This window comes from Secundilactobacillus collinoides DSM 20515 = JCM 1123, from assembly GCF_001435975.1.
Lineage (GTDB): Bacteria > Bacillota > Bacilli > Lactobacillales > Lactobacillaceae > Secundilactobacillus > Secundilactobacillus collinoides.
In genome coordinates this window covers 1-4,540 of the sequence record NZ_AYYR01000011.1, presented here as the reverse complement: position 1 = coordinate 4,540, position 4,540 = coordinate 1, and the positions used below count along the sequence as shown (strand labels likewise).

Below are 4,540 nucleotides of genomic sequence, written 5' to 3'. Positions count from 1 at the left end.
AAGACAATAAAAAACTGGCATTGGCGTGATCACCAATACCAGAAATTTTACAGCCAGTAAAAGCATATAAATCAAATAGTGTTTACAAGAAAATTTGATTGGATTTTCAAACTCTTTCCGAATTGAAATGAACTTCCCATATGAGCATTCCCACTTCACTTTATATTGAATTATTTGGTTAAAAATCATTTTTTTCACATTGTTATTTCTATTTAGTACCTTTTTTATCATTTCAGCCGCAATTTGTATCTAATCTTTCCTCTAAAATCATTAAATATAATTACACAACAAGTTGTAACCGATTCTGATTAACACGCGCCAAACACCCAAATTTCAATATTCATACGTGGAAATACATCATATACTAAACCAACACTAATTAAAGGCGAGTTTTGCAATGGGAAAGAAATTGATTACTGGGGTCATCACAATTAGCTACACGAGCGTGCCGATCACTGCACAAGCAAAGTACACATCAGCACAGGGGTGATGCATGCAACTGCCACACTGACAAAAAAGGCCTACTATAGTGCCAACAATAAACACGCGACCTTCACGACCAACATAAAAGCCACCATCAAAAAGACCAACGGCAAGACTGCTGCCTACTAGTACATCTATGCCAGTTTCATCAAAGGCTCGATCTCACCGAGCTACATCAAAAAGGGCACCGCACCACGTTCAGTGAGGGGCCACGCAATCGCTTCCTCCGATATCATAAAAGGAACCGACATTCACGCCGGCTCGCTGGTGACAAACTATGATTCTAAAAGTATCAGTATGATTTGAGTGGCAATTACCCTTATGCCAAAGACCGTACACCACTGACCTGGCCGCCTACATCCGAATCCAAAAAGCTCTTCTAAAGTCGTTTCTCCACTTCTCAAATCAAGTACCTCATTTCATATCGCAGTGAAGCTCAGAAAAAAGTGGCTCTGGTCAATAATAATGGCTCTGAATACTAGAAACGGCACACGATGCCCTGAACAACTATTCAGAATTGTTAACAGGCAACATTAGAAAGTTTTAGGTGTTGGTGTTGGGAACTAGCAGACACACAGGGTTATCACATAGTTTCATATAAAAATCCTTGTCACGGCAGGAATCTTTTTAATTTAATACAAACTCACAATAATTACTCAAAACAAAACCAAAAAAGCGAACTTGACCTCATATCAAGTTCGCACATAAATGTATTTTTCCAGCTTACTAAACAGTCACTTCAGTATCAGCAGTAATCTTCTTAGTCTCCAAAGTGAATTCATTCATATTAGTCCAATCAATATCGAATCCAATCCCGGCTTCCTCCGGCACATCAACAAAAGCACGATTCATCTGGACCATTGGAGTGATAATATCTCGATCGTAGTACCGAATCGAAGGTGCAATATCGTTGGCTAATACATAACCAGGAAGTGTCGCAATCGCAATATTTTCTGCTCTGGCGACCCCAGAATCAATCATGCCACCACACCAGCACTTAATACCATTCTCCATCGCACGCTGTTGAATTTTCTTAGCAATTGAGAGCCCGCCGACACGGGATACTTTAATATTGATGATTTTACCACTCCCTAATTCAATCATCTTATCTGTATCCTCCAACGATGTCACACTTTCATCTAAACAGATTGGTGTTTTAATTTGTTTTTGCAACTTAGCATGATATAAAAGATCACCAGGTTCCAAAGGCTGTTCAATCATAATTAAATTTAATGGATCAAGTCGCTTCAATAATTCAAAGTCGTCTGGCCGGTATGCCGAGTTTGCATCACCCATTAATTGAACAGTTGGAAATTCAGCGCGCACAGCCGCCAAATAATCATAATCCTTGCCAGGTTTGATTTTGCACTTAATTCGTTTATAGCCGTCATTCAAGTAACCTCGAACAACCTCAACTAATTGTTCTGGCGATTTTTGAACACCGATACTAACTCCAACTTCTACCTTAGATTTAGTTCCACCAAGTGCTTTGGCTAGTGGTTCATTCTGCTGTTTCGAGTAAATATCCCATAACGCGCAGTTGACAGCCGATTTCGCCATATTATTGCGCCGAATACTCTTAATTAAATCGTACATATCATCCGGATGCTTAATCTCTCTGCCGACAATTTTAGGCAAAATTAGTTCAGATAATAAATCAAAACCACCATCTCGAAATTCTTCATTGTAGAATGGTAAATTGAATGCTGAAAACTCTCCATAGCCAAACGTACCGTCCTCATCCTTGAGTTCAAGAATAGTTGTTTTCTTTGCGTACATTCGTAAAAAACTGGTTTCAAACGGATCGCGCAATGGGATATCAACTTTTCTAAGCGTTGCTTCGACAATTTTCATATTAATTACCTACTTCCTCTAATTGTTGGTTACGTGAAACTTCATCTTTCATCTTCGCAATTTTCTTTGAGCTCAGAGTCAGTGACATGATAAATGATGCCGCTGCTGAAATAACTAAGAATAAGAACGCCGGTGCATATGATCCTTTAAACAGTGATACTAAAATCCCAATTACAATCGGCGCTAAGAACCCAGATAACTGACCACCAAAGTTCACAACACCAATAGCGGAGCCGTATGTGTCCTTCATCATTAATTGTGCGAACAAAGCAAATGAACCGCTAAAACCAACCGATTTACAAAGATAGGCCAACGTTTCAAAAATAATGACCCCACTGAGGCTCTTGGACTCATAAAGACCAAACATGAAGACAGTTGAGAACAGGCAAGATGCTGCAATTAACATTTTTTCCTTACCTTTAAACACTGAATTCATCAAGAAGCCTGTTGCAATTGCCCCAATTCCAGCAGCAATCGATGGTAATGGCACCATCCAAGCAATTCCGGCCAGGTCAATATGACGGACTTGTAAGAGATATGTTGGCATCCAAGAATCGAGTCCTTTCGTGACAATACTAAGTCCGAAAACAACGGCAAAGAACTGCCAAACAATCGGACGGCCAATAATCTTAATGAGCGGTACCTTGTTATGCTCGATACCCTGCGCTTTTTCTTCTTCCTTTTTGGCTTGTTTTTTAGGACGACCAAACAACAGATAAAACACCACAAAGAGAATTCCGATAATGCCCATTACATGGAATGCACCTCGCCATCCAAGATAGGCAATCATTGGTGAAACCAGCATAGGAGCAAGCGCGGCTCCAACGTAGTTCGAAGAAATTAACGTTGCCGTTGCTTGTGAACGTTGCTTATATGTCGTTGATTCGGTCACTTGCTTCATTGACGCAGAAGGGTAGCATCCTTCACCAATCCCAAACATGACACGAATCAGGACAAGCGATACCAATGACCAAGCCAAACCGGTCATCACAGTAAATACAGACCACATTGCAATAGCGAATGTTACCGTTGGGACAGTTCCAAATTTATCTGTTAACCACCCACCAGGAATCTGCATTAGCGCATAGCTGAAGAAGAATGCACTTGAAACAACACCTAATGTGACAGTGCTCAGATGCAAATCTTTACCAATGTACGACAACGCGATGTTCATAGCCGAACGATCAATGTAGCAAACAACATAACCTACGTACAGCATGACAAACGTTGTTGCTGCTTTCCAATTATGTTTAACTCCTGTACTCAGCGATTCCATTTGGATTACCCTCTTTCTGATAATGCTTGAGTCGTAGCTGATACAATGTTAATGCCTGATTCATACGCTTTAACACTAATATTTTCATTGAACGAATGGTTGTTTTGATCAAAGTTAGCCAACGGTAACGTAATGACTGGTTTGTGAATCAGCTCTGTCCAAACATAGTTAGGTACCGCCCCTGGCATAATGGGTTCAACCACCAAATCTTCACCAATGTTTTTAACCGATTTTTGTAATAGGTGAATCGTATCTAGATTGATTTCACTGGTCGATGGCGGAATCTGGTGGTAGAAAGTAAATGTGAGTAACCCGGAATCTACATACGGTTTAAACAGTTGTTTAATACCCTTCTCTATTTCCGTAACGTTTTGCTCACCTACCAATCGGAAATCAACCTTAGCGGTCAGTTGATTGGGAACAATTGTCTTAACTCCCTGACCTGTGTACCCGCTCATGATTCCTGAAACATTGAAAGTCGGCCTGAACATTAGGTTTGCGTAATAGTCTTGCTTCGTCATAGCCTTCATCTTAAAACCATTAGATTTATTGATTTTTTCGACATTGAAAGGCAACTTATCAATCCAATCCATTTGTTGTGTGGTTGGTTCTTTAACACCATCATAAAAATGTGGCAGCAGAACTTTATCTGTGTCAAAGTCATATATTTGATTCAGAATTTTTTGAAATTCAATGAACGCATTGCTCATAATATTACCGGTATTACCAGAGTGATTAGAATGGCTTCCAGTTTGGATCTGCACATGAAACCCGAGCAATCCACGACAACCAAGGCGTAGTACATGTTTACCTGAAGAACTGATCGAGCCATCCACTGCTAAAACTAATTCGACGTTTTTTAACTTATCAGCTGAAACTTGAAAGTATGAAGACAGACTGATCCCTTGGTATCACAGGGCATATTTT

5 protein-coding genes are annotated in these 4,540 nt (G+C 40.0%); 1 reads left to right on the top strand and 4 read right to left on the bottom strand.

Features of this window, described 5'->3' with window-relative positions; translation table 11 throughout:
- On the bottom strand, positions 1-198 hold a 198-nt coding region (locus FC82_RS17090), incomplete at its 3' end, for a hypothetical protein (protein WP_235809154.1).
- A 288-nt stretch (positions 199-486) separates the two neighbouring features.
- On the opposite strand from FC82_RS17090, the gene FC82_RS17305 reads away from it, so the two are divergent.
- Entirely contained in the window at positions 487-612 is a 126-nt protein-coding gene (locus tag FC82_RS17305; protein WP_268873492.1) for a hypothetical protein, read from the top strand.
- 597 nt (positions 613-1,209) lie between these two features.
- Here FC82_RS17305 and menC read toward each other — a convergent pair.
- From menC to FC82_RS02450, 3 genes are read right to left on the bottom strand one after another with little or no spacing between them, the layout of a single operon-like run.
- Positions 1,210-2,337 (bottom strand): o-succinylbenzoate synthase, encoded by a 1,128-nt coding sequence (gene menC / locus FC82_RS02460; protein ID WP_056996115.1) that lies wholly within the window; start codon positions 2,335-2,337, stop codon positions 1,210-1,212.
- Between the two features lies 1 nt (position 2,338).
- The gene (locus FC82_RS02455) at positions 2,339-3,613 is read right to left on the bottom strand and encodes an MFS transporter (RefSeq protein WP_054762902.1); all 1,275 of its coding nucleotides are present in this window, start codon (positions 3,611-3,613) and stop codon (positions 2,339-2,341) included.
- A gap of 5 nt (positions 3,614-3,618) precedes the next feature.
- Positions 3,619-4,449: a peptidase dimerization domain-containing protein gene (locus FC82_RS02450; RefSeq protein ID WP_162260918.1), complete on the bottom strand. Its 831-nt coding sequence runs from the start codon at positions 4,447-4,449 to the stop codon at positions 3,619-3,621.
- Between the last annotated feature and the right edge of the window lie 91 nt (positions 4,450-4,540).